Raw genomic sequence first — 24,281 nt, 5'->3', positions numbered from 1 at the left:
GACAATGGATATATAAGAAACGATTATAGGAGGAAGACTACTATGGCAATTGTTGATGTATCGATTATTCCAGTAGGAACAGGTAATCCAAGTGTTAGTGAATATGTAGCAGAAGTACAAAAGGTGCTAGAGAAAAATGCGGATCGCGTGAAGTATCAATTAACACCGATGAATACAATTATTGAAGGAGATCTTCCTGTCATTCTAGAAGTAATTCAACAAATGCATGAAGTGCCTTATACGAAAGGTGCACAGCGTGTTGCAACAACAATTCGTATTGATGATCGTCGTGATAAAGTAAGCACAATGGAGAAGAAATTAAACTCTGTTCGATCAAAATTATAAGAAAAAGCAGCGATCTTCGCTGCTTTTTTCATATAGGAGGTAAATAAGATGAGTGAAAAGTTTAATGAACAATTTGACGGGTTGTTAGAGAAATACACGGAATTATTACTTGGAGAGAGCAATGAAGAGAGAAAAGAACAGGTGCAGAAGTGGGCACTTTATTCTTACATAGCGAAGACGATGCCAGCTTTAGTGAAGCATTGGAATGAGACATATCCAGATGCGAAAGAAGAGATGGTGCAGTTAATTACGGATATTAAAAGGCTGAATGAAGAGAAGCGAAATGAGCAGTGAGAAAACTTGAGGTGAATGTTACCTCAAGTTTTCTTTATTAATATCCTTATATAATTTACATGGAATATTAAGGGTTTTATAGGCATGTCGAATATTTTCGGTATGCCTATTTTTGCCCTAGTAAACCCGTTTTTTCTAAATGTCGAAAAATATTCCCTTCATATTTACATGCGAGAATATAGGTTTTTAAATGTTTTTATAGTATTTTATAAATTATCTAAATAATTATTTGTATCCAATAATTTTAAACAATGATATAATTTTGAAGAGGGGTAAAAAACAGATAAATTACAGTCATAGGGGTGAATTACATGGAACAATTAATGCGAAATTCGTTTCTTTTCTTATCTAAAAATAAAGCGCTAACAAAACTGGCTAAAAAGTACGGTTTACGCTTTGGTGCAGGTCGCTTCGTCGCAGGGGAGACGATTGAATTAGCGACAGCTGCCATTCAGGCATTAAATAAGCAAGGACTTTGTGTAACAATCGATTATTTAGGTGAATTCGTTGATAATGAAGCGGAAGCAAATGAAATGGCTAACCAATCGATTGAAGCGATCCGTGCAATTGGAAGAGAAGGTCTTGATTCGCAGCTTTCTTTAAAGATGACTTCTATGGGATTAGATATCTCTGATGAAATCGTAATGAACAATATGCGCCGTATTTTAGAAGCGGCAAAAGAAAATGGTGTGTTCGTTACAATTGATATGGAAGACTATACACGCTGCGGGAAAACAATTGATATCTTTAAACAATTAAAATCTGAATACGATAATATTGGTACTGTTATTCAAGCTTACCTATATCGTACAGAAAAAGATATTGAAGATTTAAATGCTTATAATCCTAATTTACGTCTTGTAAAAGGTGCTTATAAAGAACCTGAAGAAGTGGCATTCCCAGACAAGAAAGATGTAGATGACAATTATAAAAAAATTATTAAAATGCACTTATTAAATGGGAATTATACTGCAATTGCTTCACATGACGAAGCGATTATTGAATATACAAAAAAACTTGCCGAAGAACACAACATTCCAAGGGATCAATTTGAATTCCAAATGTTATATGGTATTCGTAATGAGCGTCAACTTGAGCTAGTAAAAGAAGGTTACAAAATGCGTGTTTACGTACCTTATGGAAACGACTGGTATGGCTACTTCATGCGTCGTCTAGCAGAGCGTCCAGCAAACGTTGCGTTCGTATTAAAAGGTATGGTTAAAAAATAACCAAGGAGTAAATACTCCTTGGTTATTTTAATTGCTGAAATGCGTAATGTGCCATTTTCTTCGTATCAGGATACAGTTGCTTGCGGGTAGAAGATAATACAACATTAATGACACGTTTACCGTCTTTTTCATCCACTGTTACGACTGTATATTTGCCAAGTGCTGATAGACCGCTTTTACTTCCAATCGCATATGGATCGTCATATAGTTCTTCTCGTCCATAGTTTGCGATGTTTGGAGAGCGTTCTGAAGTATGTAGAGTTGTACGTGTTGAATTCATATATTCTAAAACAACTGGATACTTTAATGCTTCTTTCGTAATAATAGCAATGTCATATGGTGATACTTTATTCCCAATTGCATCAGCACCACTTGCGTTCTTGAAAGTTGCATGCTTTGTACCAAGTTCCTTTGCTCTAGCATTCATCATTTTCACAAATTCATTTTTTGATCCTGCGATATGTTCTGCAATTGATTCAGCTATTGGATCTGCACTAATGATAAGCATAAGTTTTAATGCCTCATCACGCTTTAATTTTTCTCCAGCACGAAGTTTAATTTTCTTGCTTTGACTTTCTGTTTTAATTGCATTTTCTGTAACCGTAATTTCTTCATCTTCTTTTACATTCTCTAGTAAAAGAAGGGTTGTCATCATTTTGGCTATACTAGCCGGATAAGAACGTTCGTCTTCGCGTTTCCCATATAAAATTTCACCTGTGTTTGCATCGATTGTAACCCCATATTGCCCAGTAATGTTAGGTTGATCAGCTCTTACAGCTTGTTGCCTTTGTGCATAAGAGAAGAAAATCATCCCTGTAAATAGTGTAGCAATCATTACAATCATAACTATTGTTCGTTTCATCATCGTTCCCTCTTTTGTTTTCCATATGTACAAATAAATTGGGCAGAAAAAGCAGCCATTAATCATTATGCCACGTTCTCTGCCCAAAAATATAGCGTTATTTTTCGCCCATATTATGCTTCTTATATTGTTGGTTATTACCTTGGCGTCCTTTTTCAACACCGTGATTATGTGGACCTGCGTTTCCAGTTACACTAGCTGCACTAATTCCAGCCTTTGAAGGGTTCTTCTTAAGTTTTGCCATATATATTCCTCCAGTTTCGTCAGATTATAAAAAGGAAAAGTGCATTTAAACAAAGAAAATACACATGTATAGCATAGCCAAATGAAAGAAAAATATTTATTTCAGAAAATTTTATCAATAAATATATTGCGAAAATTTAAATAGTATCATATATTTATTAGTAGAGGCTCACTCATTGATTGCGACTTATGTCGAAAAATTGAATGAGCATTCATTCAAGAATAGGGGGAGAATTGGATGTTCCAAATTAAAAAGGCTGCTGTTCTAGGTTCAGGCGTAATGGGTTCGGGAATTGCGGCACACTTAGCTAATATTGGTATTCCGACATTATTGCTTGATATTGTACCACCTGCGCTTACGAAAGAAGAGGAAGCGAAGGGACTTACATTAGAACATAGAAGTGTGAGAAATCGTTTTAGTAATACGGCTGTACAGAAACTATTGAAGCAAAAACCAGCTCCTCTGACAGTGAAAGGAAATCTAGCACTGATTGAAGCAGGTAACTTAGAAGATGATCTTGAGCTTCTTGCTGATGTAGATTGGATTATTGAAGTAGTAGTTGAAAACTTAGATATTAAAAAGAAATTATTTGAAAAAGTAGACGCTGTTCGTAAACCAGGTTCTATTGTAAGCTCGAATACGTCAGGTATTTCAGTTGAAAAAATGGCAGAAGGTCGTTCAGACGACTTCCAGAAACACTTCTTAGGCACACACTTTTTTAACCCACCACGATATTTAAAACTTCTAGAGGTAATACCGACGAAAGAAACAGATCCACAAGTATTAAGCTTCATGAAACTATTTGGCGAAGACGTTCTTGGAAAAGGCGTTGTTATCGCAAAAGACACACCAAACTTTATTGGAAACCGCATCGGTACGTACGGTTTATTAGTAACTCTTCAAGAGATGATAAAACGGGGCTACAGCATTGGGGAAGTTGATTCTGTAACAGGTCCATTAATTGGTCGTCCGAAGAGTGCAACGTTCCGTACATTAGATGTTGTTGGTTTAGATACATTCGTACACGTTGCAAATAACGTATATGAAAACGTACAAGAAGAAGAGCGTGATGTATTTAAAGTACCAGCTTTCATGCATGACATGCTTGATAAAAAATGGCTTGGAAGCAAAACAGGTCAAGGCTTCTTCTTAAAACAAGGAAAAGAAATTTTAGAACTAAATCCTGAAACGATGGAATATGAAGCGCGTAAAAAATTAAAAGCTGCATCCGTAGAGTTAAGTAAACAAGAAAAAGGATTAGCGAATAAATTGAAAGCGCTTGTATACGCAAAAGACCGCGCAGGAGAGTTATTATGGAACATCATTACACCAACTCTTTTATACTCTGCAAAACTTCATAAAGAAATTGCTGACGATATCGTTGCAATTGACCAAGCGATGAAGTGGGGCTTCGGCTGGGAGCAAGGGCCGTTTGAAGTTTGGGATGCAATCGGCGTTGAAAAATCTGTTCAAAAGATGGAAGAAAACGGCGTAGTCGTTCCTACTTGGGTGAAAGAAATGTTAGAGAAAGGTTTCACTACTTTCTATAAACATGATAACGGCGATAGCTACTATTACGATAATGGCGAATATAAGCTAATCGAGCGTAATAAAAAAGCAATTTCTCTTAAGCAATTAAAAGCGAAAAATGGTGTATTAAAGAAAAATAGCGGAGCGAGCTTAATTGATTTAGGCGACGGCATCCTTTGCTTAGAGTTCCATTCGAAGAGCAATGCAATCGGTATGGATATTACGCAAATGATTAACTACGCTGTTGATGAAGTAGAAAAGAATTATAAAGGTCTTGTTATCGGTAACCAATCGAAGAACTTCTGCGTTGGTGCGAACCTAGCAATGATCTTAATGGAAGCACAAGACGACAATTACTTTGAAATTGAGTTGGTTGTGAAAAACTTCCAAGATGCAATGACGAAAATTAAGTACTCTTCTAAGCCAGTTGTAGCAGCACCATACGGTATGACGCTTGGCGGAGGTACAGAAGTTTGCTTACCAGCAGCTAGCATTCAAGCTTCTAGTGAAACGTATATGGGCTTAGTAGAAGTTGGTGTTGGCTTAATCCCTGGCGGAGGCGGTAATAAAGAGCTATACATTAAACACTTAAATAAAATGCCAAACGGTGTAGAGTTTGATCTGCAAAAAGTTGCGAATAAAGTGTTCGAATCTGTAGCGATGGCGAAAGTTTCTACATCAGCACAAGAAGCTGTATCGAACAACTTCTTAGGCGATAAAGACGGTATTAGTGTGAATGGTGATCACTTACTATATGATGCGAAACAGAAAGCACTTGCTTTATATGAAGCGGGCTATAAAGCACCGATTCGTAAAAAGATACCAGTTGTTGGTGAAACAGGATATGCAACTCTTGTACTTGGTGCAGAAGCAATGCATTTATCAGGTTACATTTCTGAACATGATCTTCACATTGCGAAGAAACTTGCATATGTCATTGCGGGCGGAAAAGTGCCGTACGGAACAGAAGTTGATGAGCAGTATTTATTAGATGTAGAACGTGAAGCATTTATTAGCTTAGTAAGTGAGATGAAATCACAAGCAAGAATGCAGCACATGCTTGTAAAAGGAAAGCCATTACGTAACTAATAACGAGGGGAGATATCGTTCATGAGAGAAGCTGTCATTGTTGCGGGAGCAAGAACACCAATTGGAAAAGCAAAGAGGGGTTCATTAAAAACAGTTCGTCCTGACGATCTAGGGGCGTTAGTAGTAAAGGAAACGTTAAAGCGTGCAAATTATGAAGGACCAATCGATGATTTAATTTTCGGTTGTGCGATGCCAGAAGCAGAACAAGGTTTAAATATGGCTCGTAATATCGGCGGACTAGCAGGACTTTCTTACGATGTTCCAGCTATTACAATTAACCGTTACTGTTCTTCTGGTTTACAAAGTATCGCTTACGGAGCAGAGCGCATTATGCTTGGTCACTCTGAAGCTGTATTATCAGGCGGAGCGGAATCAATGAGTTTAGTTCCAATGATGGGACACGTTGTTCGTCCGAATAGTCGCCTTGTAGAAGCGGCTCCGGAATATTATATGGGTATGGGACATACAGCAGAGCAAGTTGCTGTGAAATATGGAATTTCTCGTGAAGAGCAAGATGCATTTGCAGTAAGAAGTCATCAACGTGCTGCCAAAGCATTAGCGGCAGGAAACTTTGCTGATGAAACAGTATCTGTAGATGTGACGTTACGCTCGGTTGGCTCAAACAATAAACTGCAAGAAGAAACAATCATTTTCGCACAAGATGAAGGTGTAAGAGCAGAGACGACGCTAGACATTTTAGGGAAATTACGTCCAGCATTTAACGTTCGCGGTTCTGTAACAGCTGGTAACTCTTCACAAATGAGTGACGGTGCAGCATCTGTACTATTAATGGATCGTGAAAAAGCAGTGAGCGATGGCATGAAGCCACTTGCGAAATTCCGTTCATTTGCAGTAGCTGGCGTACCACCAGAAGTAATGGGAATCGGCCCAATCGCTGCAATTCCAAAAGCGTTAAAACTAGCTGGCTTAGAGCTATCTGATATTGGCTTATTCGAACTAAACGAAGCATTTGCTTCTCAATCGATCCAAGTTATTCGTGAACTTGGTTTAGATGAAGAAAAAGTAAACGTAAACGGTGGTGCAATCGCACTTGGACATCCACTTGGCTGTACAGGAGCAAAACTAACACTATCTCTTATTCACGAAATGAAACGCCGCAACGAACAATTCGGTATCGTAACAATGTGTATTGGCGGCGGAATGGGAGCAGCGGGAGTGTTTGAATTACTATAAAAAAAGTGGAAGCGGCTTGTTCAGAATGTGAGGGGGATGGAGCTTCAGACGTAGAGGCGCTCTTTACCTCGTAGGAAGAAGCGAAGCCACCGAACATTCTAGCCGCTGGAACTGGATTATAAAAAAAGTGCAGGTGGCTCGCTCAGAACAGGAGGGCGTTGGAAGCCCTGACGAAGAGGCGCTTTTTGCCTCACAGGAAGGGGTGAAACGACCGACTGTTCTAGCCACTGGAACTGGATTATAAAAAAAGTGCAAGCAGTTCGCTCAGAACGAGACGACGCTAAAGCAAAGAATGGAAGCAACAAAGGTTTATAAAAAATAAACGGGAGAGCCAGCTTCTTTCAAAAAGAGAGAAGCTGCTCATGAAAATATGAAGGAGGAAATTTTCATGGAAAAAACAGTAGGAAATGCGGTTAAAGGCGGTAGCTTTTTAGTTGATGAGATTACGATTGATCAAGTGTTTACGCCAGAAGATTTTTCATCTGAGCATAAAATGATTGCAAAAACGACAGAGGACTTTATCGTAAATGAAGTTCTTCCAGAGCTTGAATATTTAGAGCAACATGAATTTGATCGTTCAGTTCGTCTTTTAAAAGAAGCTGGGGAGCTTGGTTTATTAGGCGCTGACGTACCAGAAGAGTACGGTGGGATTGGTCTTGATAAAGTAAGCTCAGCGTTAATCGCAGAGAAATTCTCTCGCGCTGGCGGCTTTGCAATCACTCACGGTGCTCACGTAGGTATCGGATCTTTACCAATCGTATTATTCGGTAACGAAGAGCAAAAGAAAAAGTATTTACCATTACTTGCAACTGGTGAAAAATTAGCTGCATACGCATTAACTGAGCCAGGTTCAGGATCTGACGCATTAGGCGCAAAAACAACTGCACGTTTAAATGCAGAAGGTACACATTATGTATTAAACGGTGAAAAACAGTGGATTACAAACTCTGCATTCGCTGACGTATTCGTTGTATATGCAAAAATTGATGGAGAGCATTTCTCAGCATTTATCGTAGAGAAAGAATACGCTGGTGTATCTACAAGCCCTGAAGAGAAGAAAATGGGTATTAAATGTTCTTCAACTCGTACGTTAATTTTAGAAGATGCGTTAGTACCGAAAGAAAACCTACTTGGTGAAATCGGTAAAGGTCATATTATCGCATTCAACATTTTAAATATCGGTCGTTATAAATTAGGTGTTGGTACAGTTGGATCTGCAAAACGTGCAGTAGAAATTTCAGCACAATATGCAAACCAACGTCAACAGTTCAAGCAACCAATCGCTCGCTTCCCATTAATTCAAGAGAAACTTGCGAATATGGCAGCAAAAACATATGCAGCTGAAAGTTCTGTATATCGTACAGTAGGTTTATTCGAAAGCCGCATGAGCACATTATCTGAAGAAGAAGTAAAAGACGGTAAAGCAGTAGCAGCTTCTATCGCTGAATATGCAATCGAGTGCTCTTTAAACAAAGTATTCGGTTCTGAAGTATTAGACTATACAGTAGATGAAGGTGTTCAAATTCACGGTGGTTACGGGTTTATGGCAGAGTACGAGATTGAAAGAATGTACCGTGATTCTCGTATTAACCGTATTTTCGAAGGAACGAACGAAATTAATCGCCTAATCGTACCAGGTACGTTCTTACGTAAAGCGATGAAAGGTGAATTACCACTTCTTCAAAAAGCACAAAAATTACAAGAAGAGTTAATGATGATGATGCCAGAAGAAGTAGGCGATGAGCCATTAGCACTTCAAAAATATTTAGTAACTAACGCGAAGAAAATCGGCTTAATGGTAGCTGGATTAGCTGCTCAAAAATACGGTAAAGCATTAGATAAAGAGCAAGAAATTCTTGTGAATATCGCTGACATTGTAAGCAATCTATACGCAATGGAATCAGCTGTTCTTCGTACAGAAAAAGCAATCAAAACAACTGGTCTTGAAAAGAATAAACAAAAAGTGTTATACACTGAAGTATTCTGCCAAGAAGCATTTAACGAAATCGAAGCAGATGCGAAAGAAACACTTATCGCAGTTGAAAACGGCGACATGCTGCGCATGATGTTATCATCATTACGTAAATTAACTCGCCACACACCACTTAACGTAATTCCGAAGAAACGTGAAATCGCTGCGAAAATTTTAGAAGATGAGCGTTACACAGTTTAATATCTTTAAAGAACAGTAGTCGTTTATACGGCTACTGTTCTTTTTTCTGAAAAAATGAAATTTTTAGTGGTATAAAACTAATACCATTAGTATAATAAAACTAATGGTATTAGTTTTCGTGAAGAGGGAGATGGGAATATGAGAATGATGCATGAAAAAACGGTATATCAATTGTCATTTTTGCCAAGAGCGTTTCCTGTGAATTGTTACTTTGTGGAGGAAGAGGATGGTTTAACTTTAATTGATGCTGCTTTGCCATATAGCGCAAAAGGAATTTTACAGGCGGCTGAGAAAATAGGAAAACCAATTACGAATATTGTATTAACACATGCGCATGATGATCACATCGGTGCATTAGACGCATTAAAGGAAGTACTTCCTCATGTTCCAGTCTACATTTCTAAGCGGGACGCAAAGCTGTTAGAAGGAGATACGACGTTACAAAAGGATGAACCAAATACGCCAATAAAAGGCGGTGTACCTAAAAAGATAAAAACGGTACCTGATGTTTTATTGGAAGATGGCGACCGAGTTGGATCGCTTCTTGCGATTATGACACCGGGACATACGCCGGGCTCCATGTCGTTTCTTGATGTACGAAATAAAGCTCTTATTGTTGGGGATGCATTTCAAACAAGAGGAGGTATGGCTGTTTCGGGACAAATGAAATTTTGGTTTCCGTTTCCAGCGATGGCAACGTGGAGCAAAGAAATATCATTACAAAGTGCACAGAAGCTAAGCGAATATGAACCTTCCTTGCTTGCGGCAGGGCACGGAAAAATGATAAAGGATCCAGGGGCTGTCATAGAGCTTGCTATTCAGGAAGCGAAGCGGAATATAGAAAGTAAGAAAGAGGGTTAATTTATGTCACCTAGAATCGGACTTACATTACAGAAAATTGTAGAAACAGCTGCAGAAATTGCAGATACAAATGGAATACAAGAAGTAACGTTAGCTTCATTAGCGCAAAGATTAGGGATACGTTCGCCCTCACTATATAATCATGTAAAAGGGTTACAAGATGTACGGAAAAATCTTGGTATTTACGGAATACAACAGCTGCATAACAAACTGGAAGAAGCAGCCGAGGATAAACAGATGGATGAAGCAATTCATGCATTAGGAGAAGCATATGTAGCATTTGTCCGAAAACATCCTGGACTATATGAAGCAACTTTTTTACGAGATGAAGAAGTAAGAAAAGCAGGTGACGGAATTGTAAAGCTTTGTCTTCGAGTTTTACAACAGTATGGCTTAGAAGGAGAGAATGCACTTCATGCGACACGCGGATTCAGAAGTATTTGTCATGGATTTGCTTCGATTGAACAGCAAGGCGGATTTGGTTTGCCGTTAGATCTGGATATAAGTTTACATGTATTATTGGAAACGTTTATTAAAGGATTACGTGAATAAGAAACGAGGCAAACAAAAACCTTAGAAGTGATTCTAAGGTTTTTTAGTGCATATAATTCGAAAAGAGCGGTAGGCTTTTTCTCATTACATGATATTATTTAGCAGGTTTGAAAAATGTGTATATAGCTACGGAAAGGCAAACGAAAATAAAAGCAATAGGATCTTGATATGGACTAGGCTCAGAGCCCTTCTGGATTTCTGTAAGGAAGTCATGTGTTTTCATGTTCATTGCTCCTTTAACTAATAAGTTTTATATGATGCGAGGGTTATGGTGGATATATAAGAAATTTTTGGAATTTCATCTAATAATTATTCTATAGTAATCTAATTCCAAAACTATATAATACAAAGCTTTCATGATATGTAAAATTGCATATTATTCTTTTTGAAAAATTTGTTATATTATCTATATATTTGTATTAAAGGGTTTTTGTTAAGGTAATGAAAACAAATGGAGGAATAGTATGAGAAAAACAGTATTAGACGCGTATAATGCAGAAAGAGAAGTAGATAACATAACATATAAAAATCTAGTTGTAACGATTGCAAGCATTCTAGGGTTCTCACTCTTAGGGGGATTATTCCTTGCTTTAGCCCTTGGGATTTTTGGAGAAGAGGTATTACGTGCTAATTTAGAGGGATATTATTTACTTCTATTTGATGCAGCTGTTGTTACTATTGTTTTATTTGCGTATAAACCAGTGCTTCATTTTATTAAGAACATATGGGATGTATCTATTTTAAAAAATGGGAAAACCTACTTGTATTTATTAATAGGTTTTATCATCATTGCATTAACTCAGTATGTAATGTTAGAGTTGTTTAGCTTTGAAAGTGCAGAGCAGCAACGAGATCAATTAGGGAGCTTAGGACTTCAAAATAGTCTACAAAGTATTATATATGTGTTAAGTGTTGCTATAATTACACCAATTAAAGAAGAAATTTTATATAGAGGTATTTTGTATCGATTTTTTGAAAAGAAATATAGTTTTCTAGTTGGTATCATTATTTCTTCCTTTATCTTTGGGATTCTTCATGGTGGTTTTCCGGTTACGGCAATGATTATGGGGATTGTATTTGCTATGTTATATAAGAAAACACAATCTATTTTACCTAGCATCATTTTACATATTGTATGGAACCTACTTGTGAGTATAAGTATGATTGTTTCTTTATAAAATTGAATGAATATTTAGCATAAAAAATGAATGGCCTAGCTATTCATCTTTTATTTTGTTTATATGTGCGAAAAGTTGATGAATACAATCCAAAAAGAACCAAATACTAATGATGAATGAACAAAGAAAGGCGGGTATGTTATATGCAAAACTTAACAGAGCTTGAAGTAGAAAACTTACGTCATTTAATTGGTGGACACGCAACAATTATTAACAAGTTGGAGCAGTATGCACAGACGTGTACAGATCCACAACTGAAACAAATGCTACAAAAAGATGCGCAAGATGCACGAAATACAAAACAGCAATTACTGACTTTCCTAGGATAGGAGGAAGAGAAAGATGAATGAAAAAGATATGGTAAATGATTATTTAGCAGGATTGAATGCAAGTTTAACAAGCTATGCAAATTATATTGCTCAGTCTGATAATGAACAGTTACATCAAACGTTAATTCAAATTCGTAATCAAGACGAGGCGCGCCAACGTAATATGTATGAGTACGCAAAGCAAAAGAGTTATTACAAACCGGCAGCACCTGCTAATCCAATGATTGTACAGCAATTAAAAAGTCAATTAAGTGCGGAACAATAGTGAAAAGAAAACGAGCGAATTTATTCGCTCGTTTTCTTTTTGTATATGTCAATAAATACATAATAAATATTTTTCCAGTTGTAACAAATATGACGAAAATGGAATATAACAATTCACAAAAAGGACAAAAACTTTGTTCGATATTTCACAAAGTATCCATGGTTTCTATCGTGAGAACCTCTATAATTAGGAGTGTAAAGAGCAAAAGAAATAGATTATATGATCAATTAGGAGAGATTGCTATGAAAAGACATACAAGAAAAATTGCAATTATCGGTACTGGATTAGTTGGATCAAGTTGTGCGTATTCTATTGTGAATCAAGGTATTTGCGAAGAGCTATTATTAATTGATATAAATCATGAACGTGCAGTTGGGGAAGCAATGGATTTATCACATTGCATTAACTTTACAAATACAAGAACAAAAGTATATGCAGGAAACTATGAAGACTGCAAAGATATGGACATTGTCATTATTACAGCAGGACCAGCACCAAAACCAGGGCAAAGTCGCTTAGATACTTTAGGAGCGAGTGCGAAGATTATGGAAAGTGTTGTTGGTGGCGTAATGGAAAGTGGATTTGATGGTATTTTCTTACTTGCATCGAACCCAGTTGATATTATTACATATCAAGTTTGGAAATTATCTGGATTACCTAGAAATCGCGTAATCGGTACTGGTACATCACTAGATTCTTCTCGCTTAAGAACAATTTTATCTGAAATGCTACATGTAGACCCTCGTAGTATTCATGGGTATTCATTAGGAGAACATGGTGATTCTCAAATGGTTGCTTGGTCTCATGTAACTGTTGGTGGAAAGCCAATTCTGCAAATTTTAGAAGAACAAAAAGAACGATTTGGAGAAATAAATTTAGATGAAATTGTTGAGAAAACTGCAAAAGCTGGCTGGGAAATTTATAAACGTAAAGGAACTACTTATTACGGAATCGGAAACTCTCTAGCGTATATTGCGAGTTCAATCTTTAACGATGATCACCGTGTCATTGCTGTATCAGCCATTTTAGATGGTGAGTACGGTGAATACGATATTTGTACAGGAGTACCAGCTATTATTACTAGAGACGGTATAAGAGAAGTTGTAGAACTCAATTTAACAGAGGATGAAGAATCTCGATTCGCAAAATCAAACGATATTTTACGTGATTATATGAAAACAATTGGTTACTAACTTATAGAAGAAGGTGAAACAAATGAAGGAATATATAATGTCTCGTGTATTTAAAGCATCTGCTGGAATCGCACAAGGTATTTTCGTATCCCTCGGAATTGGTTTACTAATCGAAAATATAGGAAGAATTGTTGATATTCCGTTGCTTATTACAATCGGAGTTGTTGCAAAATCACTAATGGCACCAGCGATTGGTGCCGGCATTGCTTTTATGCTCGGTGCAAACGGTCTTGTAATCTTCTCGGCGATGGTAGCCGGAGCGATTGGTGCCGGATCCATTTCAATTACTGAAGCTGGTCTAATTATTAAAACAGGTGAGCCAATCGGTGCATTATTAACAGCAACTTTAGCTGTATATATTGGTAAACGTTTAAGCGGAAAAACTGCTTTAGATATGATGCTCGTTCCATTTGCGGCCATATTAGGTTCTGGTTTAGTTGGTATTTGGTTATCTCATAATATTACTCCTGTTTTAAATGCAGTTGGAGCGTTCATTAAAGATAGCTCAGCTGGTAGCCCGTTTATCGCTTCTATCGTCATTGCAGTAGTTTGGGGACTATTACTTATCTCTCCAGCTTCATCAGCTGCGTTAGCGATCGCACTTAGCTTAGACGGTGTTGCAGGTGGTGCAGCTCTTGCCGGATGCGTCGCTCAGTTTATCGGATTCTCTGTCATCTCAGCAAAAGAAAACAATTTAGGTGGCATATTAGCTCAAGCTCTTTGTACTCCGAAAGTACAGTTGCCAAATATCACTAAAAATCCAATGATTCTCGTCCCAACTGTCGTCGCCAGTGCTATAGTTGGTCCGGTATCCGCATTAATTTTCCAACTGGAAGCAGGAAAAGAAATTGCAGGTCTTGGATTAAGTTCTCTTATCGCACCAATTAATTTAATTTCCAGCGAAGGATGGGAAGTTCTCCCGGCGATGGTAATTACTTATATCGTCATTCCAGTAGCTGTTTCTTATATACTTTACATTGCTCTTAAAAAAGCAGGTCGTATTCATTCTGGTGATATGACTGTACCACAATCTTAAATTGAAAATCTCCTTAATAATAGATAAAAGCAGACTGAGAAGCCACAGTCTGCTTTTTTGTCATGTTACATTCTATGATTTTGTTTTACTGGAACTCTTATTGGTTCTTTGGCCAATAAGAGTTGAACGCCGAAGTAAAGTATGCTTGCAAGTGTCATTCCAGAAACGGCATCTACAAAGGCATGTTGCTTCGTAAATAGCGTTGATAAAATAATAAGTGTACCGAAGAAAGTAAGGATGTAATATTCAAAAGCATGTTGTTCTCTACGCTTAAAGGCAGCTAACATAATTACAAATGTAGTAAGAACGTGAATGCTAGGGAAACAGTTTACTGGCTGGTCGATACTATAAATATAGCGAACTAGTTCAGAAAATACATCTGTTCCAACGACAGTCGGACGCGGTACAGTTGTTTGCCAAAAATAATAAATAGAAAAACAAGCAAGCTTTCCAAAAATAACACTACTTAAAGTGACATAATATTGCTTTCGGTCAGCGAAGCAGTAATAAATAAGTGCGCCGTATAAGTATGGAAACCAAAGTAAATAAGGAATAATAAATGCTTTTACAAATGGAATCCAATCATCTACTACAGTTGTAACGTCTACTGCGTGAACAGTCGATTTATTTAATACGTCGTAAAGGGGACTTACGAGTACGAGTAGAAGTATATAACTTAACGGAAGAAAAGATGAAAGTTTAAATTTCTTCATGTTGATCTCCTATGTTTAGTAATGTAAGTAAATTCAATTGATTATAATATAGAAACGTGAATTGGGCTATCGATTTTACTTACATTTTCTTGAATTAACCTTACGTTTTTGTCACTTGACTAAAAAGAAGGGGGAGGGTGCTAAATGAAGCGTTTATCATATTTTTTAGTTTTTATATTGTTATGCCTAGTAGGTGCTGGGTGTGCAAAGAATAACGAAGGAGAAAAATTAGAATATAACGGAAGAGCACTCGTAATTGGAGTTGTTGGAGAAAAGCCGAAAGATACGTTTAGGAATGTAAAGTTTGAAAGTATAAAGTTAGAAGAAATGCAGGAGAAATCAGCAAAAGTTGATGGTTTTTTCGTTATGAAAGAATACTTTAAAGAGGCATCAAAGGAGCAGTATACGGACTTATTTTTATCGTTAAAGAAGCCGGTATTTTTTATTGGTTTGCAAGATAGACCGTATTTAATTTTTACTAACAAGGATTTAGATTATGATAATACCCCAAAGGATAAAACGATGACGTATACGCAAGGGTTTGTAAATATGGGGAACCCTGAAGGGCAATATTGGGGTATGGGATTATATAATGATACTGTTTCCGATCGAAATATTCATAATATGTATATAGTAGTATTTCAAACCATTTCGGATTACTTAAGTCGATGATGAAGGAGCCTGTAAACGAGGCTTCTTATTTTTTTATGTAGAAGCTAGTTTAAGTATGGGGAATACAGAAGTTGCTGATAAAATAGATAAAAATGGTTTTGAACTTGGGGAGGAGGCCTCTTTAGCAAAATATGAAGTGGGTATAGATATACCTATACCATTTACAAATCATGATTTACATATCGGGGTTCACCCTCACTTGGACAAACGGGTGGTTCTTTTAAGGTAAGTTCAAGTGGATTTAAAGTAAATTTCCCTTGGGGACCTGGAGCTAGTCCTGTGGGTACAGGTGTTGAAGTAGAGATAAAGTAAAAAGGGGTATCTTTTATGACTTTAGAAAGTTTGAAAAAAATTTTAACAATTCTTTTTGTTATTTGTTTTTTTGGTACTATTATTTTTACAATGTTCGATGCTACATATAATTTAAAAGAAAAAATAATTTTTTCATTGATATATTTAATTACAGTTCCTATTAGTTTTTTAATTTTATATAAAATAGGTAAATTTTTCATTAAATAAAGAGGTGAATTAAAATGGAGAAGGTAGAGAAAGATACATTACTTCCGATTGGTTCAGTTGTGAGATTTAAAACATGGGAACAACCATTGATGATATATGGTAGAAAACAAGAAGATTCAAAAACTAAGAAAACTTGGGATTATGTAGCTTGTTATTATCCAATCGGAAATATTTCAACTGAATATAATATGTTTTTTAATCATGAACATATATCAGAAGTTATTTTTACTGGATATGTAAATGAAGATGAAATAAAGTTGCGTGAAGATTTAAACTAGCATTATTGATTTTACAACTATAATAACTATAATATATTCACTAGGGTATATTATAATTATTATAGTTTTTTTGAATATAAATAGAAGGATATTTATTGTGGGGATAAGGGGGAATGATATTGAAAACTATTAAAAACACATTATTGTTTGTTCTATGTTTGGTAGTTCTTAGTGGTTGTTTTACAAGAGAGGGAACGATTGTTGGTGGTAAAGTTCATGGTGCTTCAGATAGTATATCTGGGAAGTATAAAAGTTTCACAGGTTTTGCAACTCAAGATATGGATGTGAAAAAAGATGAAAGCTGGATATTCTCCTTTGATGATAAAACTAAGCAAGGAACCATAAAAGCTTATGTTTTAGATTCAAATGATAATACAATACTGGAAGTTAATAGTGGAAAAGGCGAAAATAATATTAAAGTGTCTAAAGATGATACATATAAAGTTAAAATTATAACAGAAGAACATGGTGGGGAATTTGAAATATCATGGAAAAAAGAAAAGTAGCTAGTTAATAAGTAGAGGATTATTGTTATGTTCTTAGGAGTTGAATGGCTTCCAAAGAGATGGGGAAAAAGGAAAATTTCAGAACAGTTTCTGTAAGCGAAATTTGCTGATGAAGGAAAAGGAATTTTGATTATTACTTATGCTATAGATTTATATGTGAATTATATTCCTTTAAAAGTAAAGAAATATAATTCACTTTAATTTCTATTGAATATAGAAGTGAGTATGCTATGAAAGTCATGTGTATGCATGGCTTTTTCTTTGTAGTAATTTCTTAATCATCATGGAATTCTCTCACTATTACGGCCAAAATCGTTAGTTCCTTTTATCTGTACGCCTTTGTCATGTGAATTGTTTCCAGGTTTTGTGACTATAGGAAGAAACCGATGCAGCCCAAGGGTTAGTAAAGAAAAATAGGGAGTTAATCAAACGTTTGTTTAAGCTGTATGTTCGGTAGGAAGAAACCGATGCAGCTCAAGGGTTAAGAAAGAAAAATAGAGAATTAATCAAACGTTTGTTTAAGTTGTATGTTCGGTAGAAAGAAACTCATGTAGTTCAAAGGTTTACAAAGAAAAATAGAGAATTAATCAAACGCTTGTTTAAGATATATGTTTGGTGCAGAATTTAAAAAAATTTATATATTTATTTTTTTCTTAATAAATGGCGGAAAAATAAGAAAAATTCGCAGGATTATTAAAAATTATCACGAAATAAGTAAAAGTTTAGCGAATAATGGTTTGAAATAATAAAACGTTTTCTATATGATAAAGGTAAAGGTTAGTAAAAAAGTAGGTGAATTTATGACAGTAACATTTTATTCATATCCAAAGTGTGGCACATGTCAAAAGGCAAAGAAATGGTTTGAGGCAAACGATGTAGCATATGAGATGATTCATATTGTTGAAAATCCACCATCAAAAGAAGATTTACGTAATTTACATGAAAAAAGTGAATTACCATTAAAAAAATTCTTTAATACAAGTGGAATGCGTTACCGTGAACTTGGTCTGAAAGATAAGTTGAAAGATGCAAGCGAAGACGAAATGTATGAGCTTTTAGCATCTGATGGCATGTTGATCAAACGTCCAATTGTAACAGATGGAACGAATGTAACACTTGGTTTTAACGAAGAGCAGTTTGAAAGTGTGTGGAAAAAGTACCAATAAGGTATTTTTACATAATTAATACATTCACTGGAGGTACAGTCATGAGCATTCCAAATAATTTACGTTACTCTGAAGAACACGAATGGGTAAAAACTGAAGGTAATGAAGTTGTTATCGGTATCACTCACTTTGCACAAGGTGAGCTAGGTGATATCGTATTCGTTGAACTTCCTGAAGTAGGTGCAACAATCGAAGCTGACGAGCCATTCGGAAGCGTAGAATCTGTTAAAACAGTTTCTGAGTTATACGCACCTGTAAGCGGTAAAGTTGTAGCAGTAAACGAAGAATTAAGTGACCAACCAGAACTTGTTAACGAATCTCCATACGAGGGTGCATGGATGGTTAAAGTTGAACTTTCTGATGCAAGCCAAGTTGAGAAGTTATTAACTGCAGAAAAATATGCAGAAATGACAAACCAAGACTAATTATAGTCGACTAAAGGACAGCCTTTGTGCTGTCCTTTTTTATTTTGTGTAAAATAATGAATGTAGAATCATATACTAATTATCGTGTAGGAGAACGTTTTTTGAAAAAACTTTTTCGTTTAATCTTTATGCAGGTCTAGCCGTTTTTGTTTTTCGTTGTCTAGCTCCAGCGACTAGATTGTTCGGTGGCTTCGCTTCTTCCTACAAGGCAAAAAGCGCCTCTACGTCAGAAGCTCCATCCCCCTCACAATCTAAATGAGCCGCTTGCGCTTTTCATTGTCTAGCTCCAACTCCTAGCCCTTCATGTCTAAGAACCTTCCGCACGAGAAGACAAAAAGCGTCTTCTGTACGGAAGAACCTTAGCCAACAGGGCTAAACAGTCGGTTTCGCTTTTCTTTTGCAAAAATAAACAGGAAACAACATGAAAATAACGAATATACTATATACTAAGTTCAAGGTTGTATAGTATATGGTGATCGGGTGATGACATATGATTTATGTGGAAAAAGTCATTATTGTAGAAGGTACATCAGATAGAAGAAAGATTGAATCTATTATTCGTGAACCAGTGGAAATTGTTTGTACAAATGGTACAATTGGTTTGTCGAAAATGGATGAGCTCGTTGATCAGTTTTTTGATAAGGAAGTGTATGTGCTAGTGGATGCTGATGATGCTGGAGAAAAGTTAAGGAAACAATTTCGAAAAGAATTTCCGCAAGCCGAGCATATCTATATTGATCGCTCGTACCGAGAAGTGGCAACTGCGCCATCTACACACTTAGCAAATGTATTATGGGGAGCCGACATTGACGTTTATACAGAATATTTACGGTAAGGAATGATAGAAGTGATCGATTGGACAGGAGCCGAAGCTACAGCCCTAATAGAGAATGAAGAAAAAACAGTGTTATATGTATATACTCCAATGTGTGGAACATGCCAATTAGCAAAAAAGATGTTAACAGTCGTTGAGATGACAATTGAAGGCCTCAAAATTGGGATGTTAGATTTAAATTATGCTCCGCATTTAGCGAAAGAGTATGGGATTGAAAGTGTACCTTGTTTACTTGTTTTTGAAAATGGGACACTGATGAAGAAGATATATGCATTTCATTCGGTTGAATATTTATATACGGAATTAAAGTAGGCGGCAAAATTTTTGCCGCCTCGACATATTTCTTGGGAAATATGTCGAGATGCAGGATGGATACAGTATTTGTCGAGCGAAAATAACAGGATTGCTCTTTATTGAGAGGGAATGGTATGTAATAGAAAGTGATATGAAGGATGTGATTTAGGGTGAAATTATATTCTTTGCTTCAATCATTTGTAAATTACGCTAATGGTCAATATCATTTAGAACCACTTTTAAGACAAGAAGAAAAAACTGTTAATTTCCGCTTTAGAGATGAAAGTTGTTCGTTACAAATTTCAAGAGATTATATAGAGCTGGTACATGAGGAAAGAGGAACGGAACAAATCATTTGCTTAGACGAAAAGGATATAGAACAATTGGTGAATGGAAATGTACGATTGCAAATGTTAATGAATGATGGACGTGTACAATATTCAGGAACGTACCGAACGATGTTATTAGTGGAATCGATGTTTCATATATGTAAACCGATGTCAGTAGGTGCTTAAAATTCTGAAGTTTCATTTTTTGCGAAAATTTCTGTTGACATGGTGAGCGTATATTGATACAATTCAAGTCATAAAATATAGACAATTTCATAAATTTCAAATCAGACGAAAATTGAATCTGATTTCTCTTATCAAGAGAGGTGGAGGGACTGTGCCCTGTGAAGCCCGGCAACCGTCAACTTATGTTGAAATGGTGCCAATTCCTGCAAAGCGAATGCTTTGAGAGATGAGAGAGAGGGATAATGTTGTTATATACGCATATAAACCTTTCTGCTTCTCTAAAGCGGAAAGGTTTTTTGTTGTTTGAATGTGGAGGACATTCAAATAATAAAAGTAGTGATAGCGGTGGACTACACGCATCAAAAATAAAAAAATGCGGAGTCTATCTAAACAAAAAAGGGGTGAACATCATGATTCTATTAGAGAATGTAAGGAAAATATATAAGGCGAAAAGCGGTGATGTCACTGCTGTAGATAACGCCAATTTAAAAATAGAAAAAGGCGAAATATTTGGTGTTATCGGATATAGCGGCGCTGGGAAAAGTTCTTTAATCAGATTGTTTAATCAGTTAGAGAAACCGACTTCTGGCCAAATTACAATTGCGAATCGTGTCATATCAGCAATTACAGGAAGTGAACTTCGTAAGGCAAGGCAAGAAATCGGAATGATTTTTCAGCACTTCAACTTACTTTGGTCACGAACTGTACGTGAAAATATAGAGTTTCCACTTGAAATTGCAGGTGTTGATAAAACGAAGAGAAGAAAACGTGTTGATGAATTAATTCATCTTGTTGGATTAGAAGGAAGAGGAGACGCGTACCCATCTCAGCTGAGCGGGGGACAAAAACAACGCGTTGGGATTGCAAGAGCATTAGCTAACAACCCACAAGTACTTTTATGTGATGAAGCAACGTCGGCTCTTGATCCAGAAACGACAGATCAAATTTTGGATTTACTATTAGACATTAATAAGCGCCTTGGTTTAACAATTGTACTCATTACACATGAGATGCACGTAATTCGAAAGATTTGTAATCGAGTGGCGGTAATGGAGAGAGGAAAGATTGTAGAAACGGGTCCAGTACTTGATGTATTCCGTAATCCGAAGCAAGATATTACGAAACGATTTGTACAGCAGTTAACAGATTCTGAAGATACAAATGAAACGATTGAAAGTTTAATTGAAAAATATCCAGATGGAAAAGTGATTCGTTTGCAGTTTATCGGTGAGGCTGTAGAAAGACCAGTGCTTCAACGATTGATGCAACGCAGTGATATAGAAGTTAGCATTTTGCAAGGAAATATCGCACAAACGAATAACGGTTCTTACGGTAGTTTAGTTGTTCATTTAAATGGTGAGGAAACAGCGATCCAGCAAGCAATAGAAGGAATTCATCAAGATCAAGTAGAGCTGGAGGTGATTGCACATGGATAAGTTACTCGCAAATGTTGATTGGAATCAAATGTTAGAAGCAACTGGTGAAACGTTATATATGACGGCAATCGCAGCTCTTGCGACATTTGTTTTAGGACTAATTTTAGGATTGTTACTTTTCATGACAGCGAAAGATAATTTATGGGAAAACAAATCAATTAATACGGTGATTGGAGCATTCGTAAATATATTCCGTTCTATACCGTTCATCATTTTAATTATTTTATTAATCCCATTCACAAAGATTCTTCTTGGAACAATTCTTGGAGCAAGTGCAGCGCTGCCAGCTTTAATTATTGGGGCGGCACCATTCTACGCGAGAATGGTTGAAATCGCACTTCGCGAAATTGATAAAGGTGTAATTGAAGCTTCAAAAGCAATGGGAGCAAAAACAAGCACAATTATTTTAAAAGTATTGATTCCAGAATCGTTACCAGCATTAGTATCTGGTATTACGGTTACAACAATTGCTTTAGTAGGCTATACAGCAATGGCGGGAGTTGTTGGTGCTGGTGGCCTTGGAACACTTGCTTACTTAGAAGGATTCCAAAGGGGAAATAACGATGTAACAATCGTTGCGACAATTTGTGTATTACTAGTTGTATTTTTAATTCAGTGGATTGGTGATAGTTTAACGACTCGAATAGATAAACGATAATAAAAACGGGAGGATGTTTCAAATGAAAAAATTATTACTTACGGCACTTATTTCAACTTCAATTTTTGGTTTAGCTGCTTGTGGCGGGAAAGATAAAGATGAAAAGAAACTCGTTGTTGGTGCTTCTAACGTACCGCACGCTGAAATTTTAGAAAAGGCAAAACCGTTACTTGAGAAAAAAGGAATCGAGTTAGAAATTAAAAAATTCCAAGACTACGTATTACCAAATAAATCGTTAGCGGATAAAGATTTAGATGCAAACTACTTCCAGCACATTCCGTATTTAGAAAAAGAAATTAAAGATAAAAAATATGATTTTGAAATAGCGGGGAAAATTCATTTAGAACCAATTGGTGTATACTCTCAAAAGTATAAGAGCCTAAAAGAACTTCCAGACGGGGCGACAATCATTATGAGTAATTCCGTTACTGACCATGGACGTGGTTTAGCAATTTTACAAAAAGAAGGCATTTTAAAAATTAAAGACGGAGTAGAGCCAGTTAATGCAACTCCAAAAGATATTGCAGATAATCCGAAAAACTTAAAATTTAAAACAGATATCGAGCCGGGTTTACTACCACAAGTGTATAACAATAAGGAAGGCGATGCTGTTTTAATTAACTCTAACTATGCAATTGATGCGAAATTAAACCCAGAAAAAGATGCAATTGCAATTGAAGGTGATGATTCACCGTACGCAAACATAGTAGCTGTTCGTAAAGGTGATAAAGATAAAAAAGAGATTAAAGAGCTTGTAGAAGTATTGCATTCTAAAGAAATCGAAGACTTTATTAATAAAGAATATAAAGGAGCGGTTGTTCCTGTAAAAGAATAATTGCTGAAAAGGCTGGTGTATGCCAGCCTTTTTTATAACTACATAACTATAGGGGAGAAGGGGACATCATATGAAAAAGATTCTATTGTCAGTTGTTACAGCGCTGTCTGTATTTACATTAGCTGCTTGCGGAGGGAAAGAGGAGAATAAGCTTGTTGTTGGAGCTTCTAACGTGCCGCACGCTGTTATTTTAGAAAAGGCACAGCCGATATTAGAGAAAAAGGGTATTAAATTAGAAATTAAAAAATTCCAAGATTATGTGTTGCCGAATAAAGCGTTAGTGGATAAGGAAATTGATGCGAACTACTTCCAACACATTCCTTACTTAGATAAAGAAATCCAAGAAAAAGGATATAAAATTGTAAACGCAGGAAAAATTCATTTAGAGCCAATGGGTATTTATTCTAAGAAATATAAAAGCTTAAAAGACTTACCAGATGGCGGGACAGTGATTATGAGTAATAACGTAGCGGAGCGAGGCCGTATGTTAGCATTGTTACAAAAAGGCGGCGTGATTAAGCTTAAAGATGGTGTAGATGTGGTTAAGGCGACAGTAAAAGATGTAGTCGAAAATCCGAAAAACTTAAAATTTAAAACAGATGTTGAACCTGGACTTTCACCGAAGTTGTATGAAAATAATGAGGGAGATGCTTTATTCATTAATTCGAACTATGCAATTGATGCGAAGTTAAATCCAAAGAAGGATGCAATTGCGATTGAAGGATCAGACTCACCGTACGCAAATATTATTGCAGTTCGTAAAGGTGACGAGAAGAAAAAAGAAATTAAAGAATTAGTAGAAGTACTGCATTCAAAAGAAATTCAAGACTTTATTAATAAAGAATATAAAGGTGCTGTACTTCCGGTAAGTGAATAAATATGAGGAAAGGACTGGAAAATTACCAGTCCTTTTTTCTTTATATGAATAAGAAGAAAGGTGTATCATATAAGGATGCAAGGGAAATACTTATATACATTTGTGAAAAAATTGTTACTTTTTTTCGTCGTTTGCGATATCATTTTATTTGATATAAGATTAGAATGAGAATAAAATG

29 protein-coding genes, 1 pseudogene and 1 riboswitch are annotated in these 24,281 nt (G+C 36.1%); of the genes and pseudogenes, 27 read left to right on the top strand and 3 right to left on the bottom strand.

Annotated features, from left to right (window positions below):
* Window positions 1–42: 42 nt before the first annotated feature.
* The 3 genes from DN400_RS04040 to DN400_RS04030 all read left to right on the top strand — a co-directional run bounded on the left by DN400_RS04040 (window position 43) and on the right by DN400_RS04030 (window position 1,868).
* Window positions 43–345 (top strand): MTH1187 family thiamine-binding protein, encoded by a 303-nt coding sequence (locus tag DN400_RS04040; protein ID WP_001018860.1) that lies wholly within the window; start codon window positions 43–45, stop codon window positions 343–345.
* Between the two features lie 48 nt (window positions 346–393).
* Window positions 394–639 carry a YusU family protein gene (locus DN400_RS04035; RefSeq protein WP_001290594.1) on the top strand — a complete coding sequence of 82 codons (246 nt, stop codon included), beginning with the start codon at window positions 394–396 and terminating at the stop codon, window positions 637–639.
* Window positions 640–950: 311 nt separating this feature from the next.
* Window positions 951–1,868: a proline dehydrogenase family protein gene (locus tag DN400_RS04030; RefSeq protein WP_000436780.1), complete on the top strand. Its 918-nt coding sequence runs from the start codon at window positions 951–953 to the stop codon at window positions 1,866–1,868.
* A gap of 22 nt (window positions 1,869–1,890) precedes the next feature.
* Here the strand turns inward: DN400_RS04030 and DN400_RS04025 are convergent, their stop codons facing one another.
* Both DN400_RS04025 and DN400_RS04020 read right to left on the bottom strand, forming a co-directional pair.
* Complete coding sequence (locus DN400_RS04025) at window positions 1,891–2,730, bottom strand: D-alanyl-D-alanine carboxypeptidase family protein (RefSeq protein WP_000831466.1); 840 nt, start codon at window positions 2,728–2,730, stop codon at window positions 1,891–1,893.
* Window positions 2,731–2,827: 97 nt separating this feature from the next.
* Window positions 2,828–2,974, bottom strand: coding sequence for a YuzL family protein (locus tag DN400_RS04020; RefSeq protein ID WP_001096344.1), 147 nt, complete (start codon window positions 2,972–2,974; stop codon window positions 2,828–2,830).
* Between the two features lie 237 nt (window positions 2,975–3,211).
* Between DN400_RS04020 and DN400_RS04015 the strand changes: the two genes are divergently transcribed.
* The 10 genes from DN400_RS04015 (at window position 3,212) to DN400_RS03970 (ending at window position 14,374) form a co-directional block, all read left to right on the top strand.
* Window positions 3,212–5,593, top strand: coding sequence for a 3-hydroxyacyl-CoA dehydrogenase/enoyl-CoA hydratase family protein (locus DN400_RS04015; RefSeq protein ID WP_098312695.1), 2,382 nt, complete (start codon window positions 3,212–3,214; stop codon window positions 5,591–5,593).
* Window positions 5,594–5,614: 21 nt separating this feature from the next.
* On the top strand, window positions 5,615–6,787 hold the full coding sequence (locus tag DN400_RS04010) for an acetyl-CoA C-acetyltransferase (protein ID WP_001206331.1): 1,173 nt from the start codon (window positions 5,615–5,617) through the stop codon (window positions 6,785–6,787).
* Between the two features lie 388 nt (window positions 6,788–7,175).
* Complete coding sequence (locus DN400_RS04005; protein ID WP_000416293.1) at window positions 7,176–8,960, top strand: acyl-CoA dehydrogenase family protein; 1,785 nt, start codon at window positions 7,176–7,178, stop codon at window positions 8,958–8,960.
* Between the two features lie 138 nt (window positions 8,961–9,098).
* The gene (locus tag DN400_RS04000; protein ID WP_001242581.1) at window positions 9,099–9,821 is read left to right on the top strand and encodes an MBL fold metallo-hydrolase; all 723 of its coding nucleotides are present in this window, start codon (window positions 9,099–9,101) and stop codon (window positions 9,819–9,821) included.
* Between the two features lie 3 nt (window positions 9,822–9,824).
* Window positions 9,825–10,373, top strand: coding sequence for a TetR/AcrR family transcriptional regulator (locus DN400_RS03995; protein WP_000074940.1), 549 nt, complete (start codon window positions 9,825–9,827; stop codon window positions 10,371–10,373).
* Between the two features lie 464 nt (window positions 10,374–10,837).
* The gene (locus DN400_RS03990) at window positions 10,838–11,551 is read left to right on the top strand and encodes a CPBP family intramembrane glutamic endopeptidase (RefSeq protein WP_001232991.1); all 714 of its coding nucleotides are present in this window, start codon (window positions 10,838–10,840) and stop codon (window positions 11,549–11,551) included.
* Between the two features lie 143 nt (window positions 11,552–11,694).
* Window positions 11,695–11,880: a hypothetical protein gene (locus DN400_RS03985; RefSeq protein ID WP_001180554.1), complete on the top strand. Its 186-nt coding sequence runs from the start codon at window positions 11,695–11,697 to the stop codon at window positions 11,878–11,880.
* Between the two features lie 13 nt (window positions 11,881–11,893).
* A complete protein-coding gene (locus tag DN400_RS03980) occupies window positions 11,894–12,145 on the top strand; it encodes a spore coat protein (protein ID WP_001002982.1) in 252 nt (83 codons plus the stop codon).
* Between the two features lie 242 nt (window positions 12,146–12,387).
* Window positions 12,388–13,338 (top strand): L-lactate dehydrogenase, encoded by a 951-nt coding sequence (locus DN400_RS03975; protein WP_000820647.1) that lies wholly within the window; start codon window positions 12,388–12,390, stop codon window positions 13,336–13,338.
* A 22-nt stretch (window positions 13,339–13,360) separates the two neighbouring features.
* Window positions 13,361–14,374: a PTS sugar transporter subunit IIC gene (locus DN400_RS03970; protein ID WP_000666168.1), complete on the top strand. Its 1,014-nt coding sequence runs from the start codon at window positions 13,361–13,363 to the stop codon at window positions 14,372–14,374.
* 65 nt (window positions 14,375–14,439) lie between these two features.
* On the opposite strand, the gene DN400_RS03965 is transcribed toward DN400_RS03970, so the two are convergent.
* Window positions 14,440–15,087 (bottom strand): phosphatase PAP2 family protein, encoded by a 648-nt coding sequence (locus DN400_RS03965; protein ID WP_000713772.1) that lies wholly within the window; start codon window positions 15,085–15,087, stop codon window positions 14,440–14,442.
* Window positions 15,088–15,231: 144 nt separating this feature from the next.
* On the opposite strand from DN400_RS03965, the gene DN400_RS03960 reads away from it, so the two are divergent.
* The 14 genes and pseudogenes from DN400_RS03960 to metQ (DN400_RS03895) all read left to right on the top strand — a co-directional run bounded on the left by DN400_RS03960 (window position 15,232) and on the right by metQ (DN400_RS03895) (window position 24,103).
* Window positions 15,232–15,759, top strand: a complete 528-nt coding sequence (locus tag DN400_RS03960; RefSeq protein WP_000826910.1) for a hypothetical protein — start codon at window positions 15,232–15,234, stop codon at window positions 15,757–15,759.
* 55 nt (window positions 15,760–15,814) lie between these two features.
* Window positions 15,815–16,071: pseudogene (locus tag DN400_RS03955) on the top strand (hypothetical protein).
* A gap of 15 nt (window positions 16,072–16,086) precedes the next feature.
* On the top strand, window positions 16,087–16,278 hold the full coding sequence (locus DN400_RS03950) for a hypothetical protein (protein ID WP_000171579.1): 192 nt from the start codon (window positions 16,087–16,089) through the stop codon (window positions 16,276–16,278).
* 14 nt (window positions 16,279–16,292) lie between these two features.
* The gene (locus tag DN400_RS03945) at window positions 16,293–16,556 is read left to right on the top strand and encodes a DUF4176 domain-containing protein (protein WP_000416551.1); all 264 of its coding nucleotides are present in this window, start codon (window positions 16,293–16,295) and stop codon (window positions 16,554–16,556) included.
* Window positions 16,557–16,669: 113 nt separating this feature from the next.
* Window positions 16,670–17,062 (top strand): hypothetical protein, encoded by a 393-nt coding sequence (locus DN400_RS03940; RefSeq protein WP_147801551.1) that lies wholly within the window; start codon window positions 16,670–16,672, stop codon window positions 17,060–17,062.
* 800 nt (window positions 17,063–17,862) lie between these two features.
* A complete protein-coding gene (locus tag DN400_RS03935; protein ID WP_000218968.1) occupies window positions 17,863–18,228 on the top strand; it encodes an arsenate reductase family protein in 366 nt (121 codons plus the stop codon).
* A gap of 41 nt (window positions 18,229–18,269) precedes the next feature.
* Window positions 18,270–18,653 carry a glycine cleavage system protein GcvH gene (gcvH, locus tag DN400_RS03930; protein ID WP_000026896.1) on the top strand — a complete coding sequence of 128 codons (384 nt, stop codon included), beginning with the start codon at window positions 18,270–18,272 and terminating at the stop codon, window positions 18,651–18,653.
* A 490-nt stretch (window positions 18,654–19,143) separates the two neighbouring features.
* Complete coding sequence (locus DN400_RS03925; RefSeq protein WP_000640870.1) at window positions 19,144–19,488, top strand: toprim domain-containing protein; 345 nt, start codon at window positions 19,144–19,146, stop codon at window positions 19,486–19,488.
* Between the two features lie 3 nt (window positions 19,489–19,491).
* On the top strand, window positions 19,492–19,800 hold the full coding sequence (locus tag DN400_RS03920; protein ID WP_002025020.1) for a thioredoxin family protein: 309 nt from the start codon (window positions 19,492–19,494) through the stop codon (window positions 19,798–19,800).
* A gap of 152 nt (window positions 19,801–19,952) precedes the next feature.
* A complete protein-coding gene (locus DN400_RS03915) occupies window positions 19,953–20,297 on the top strand; it encodes a hypothetical protein (protein ID WP_098312693.1) in 345 nt (114 codons plus the stop codon).
* A 125-nt stretch (window positions 20,298–20,422) separates the two neighbouring features.
* A riboswitch (SAM riboswitch) is annotated at window positions 20,423–20,530 on the top strand.
* Window positions 20,531–20,707: 177 nt separating this feature from the next.
* Window positions 20,708–21,733, top strand: a complete 1,026-nt coding sequence (locus DN400_RS03910; RefSeq protein ID WP_000601791.1) for a methionine ABC transporter ATP-binding protein — start codon at window positions 20,708–20,710, stop codon at window positions 21,731–21,733.
* Window positions 21,726–22,391 (top strand): methionine ABC transporter permease, encoded by a 666-nt coding sequence (locus DN400_RS03905; protein ID WP_000359401.1) that lies wholly within the window; start codon window positions 21,726–21,728, stop codon window positions 22,389–22,391. Before DN400_RS03910 ends, DN400_RS03905 begins: the two co-directional genes overlap by 8 nt.
* A 22-nt stretch (window positions 22,392–22,413) precedes the next feature.
* On the top strand, window positions 22,414–23,226 hold the full coding sequence (metQ, locus tag DN400_RS03900; RefSeq protein WP_000735080.1) for a methionine ABC transporter substrate-binding lipoprotein MetQ: 813 nt from the start codon (window positions 22,414–22,416) through the stop codon (window positions 23,224–23,226).
* 70 nt (window positions 23,227–23,296) lie between these two features.
* The gene (gene metQ / locus DN400_RS03895) at window positions 23,297–24,103 is read left to right on the top strand and encodes a methionine ABC transporter substrate-binding lipoprotein MetQ (RefSeq protein WP_097912926.1); all 807 of its coding nucleotides are present in this window, start codon (window positions 23,297–23,299) and stop codon (window positions 24,101–24,103) included.
* Window positions 24,104–24,281 lie beyond the last annotated feature (178 nt).

The organism is Bacillus sp. AR8-1 (assembly GCF_008042345.1).
GTDB classification, from domain to species: Bacteria; Bacillota; Bacilli; order Bacillales; family Bacillaceae_G; genus Bacillus_A; species Bacillus_A cereus.
This window is presented reverse-complemented; position numbering and strand designations above follow the sequence as displayed.